Source organism: Robertkochia sediminum, from assembly GCF_016786255.1.
GTDB lineage: Bacteria > Bacteroidota > Bacteroidia > Flavobacteriales > Flavobacteriaceae > Robertkochia > Robertkochia sediminum.
Genome location: NZ_JADMKT010000030.1, coordinates 1 through 471, shown reverse-complemented (window position 1 = coordinate 471; position 471 = coordinate 1). Strand labels below are relative to the sequence as shown.

The 471-nt window shown below is 50.1% G+C and carries 1 protein-coding gene; it reads right to left on the bottom strand.

Annotated elements, in window-relative coordinates; translation table 11 throughout:
* On the bottom strand, positions 1-471 hold a 471-nt coding region (locus IS446_RS00075; RefSeq protein ID WP_235996347.1), incomplete at both ends, for an Ig-like domain-containing protein.

Sequence of the window (471 nt, the reverse complement as noted above, 5' to 3'; positions counted from 1 at the left end):
CGCTGCACCACTTTCATCGTTACACACCTGGTATTCAACGGTTACGGTGGTTCCAGCCTCGCCCGGTGTCGGGGTATAGGTCAGGATTCCCGTAGCTGCGTCAAAACTCACCGATCCGGACGCTGAGCCATTCCCGGTGTCAGATAGCGAAGTTATGCCAAGGTTGGCAGCATTATTATTCGGTAAAAAATCGTCATTGGCAAGAATATCTACCTGGGTCGCATTCCCTGAAGAAGCATTTGAAGCATCAGCTACTGCTACAGGTGAAAGCGGATTCGCATCAGTGGCATCGCTATTCCCATCACCGTCGGTATCGGCATCAGTTGGATCTGTACCGTTAGTGATCTCATCTCCATCATTGATACTATCACCATCAGTATCGGCAACAGTTGGATCTGTACCGTGGGTATTCACTTCAGCTCCATCGGTAAGTCCGTCGTTATCGGTATCGGGATCATTAGCATCGGTACC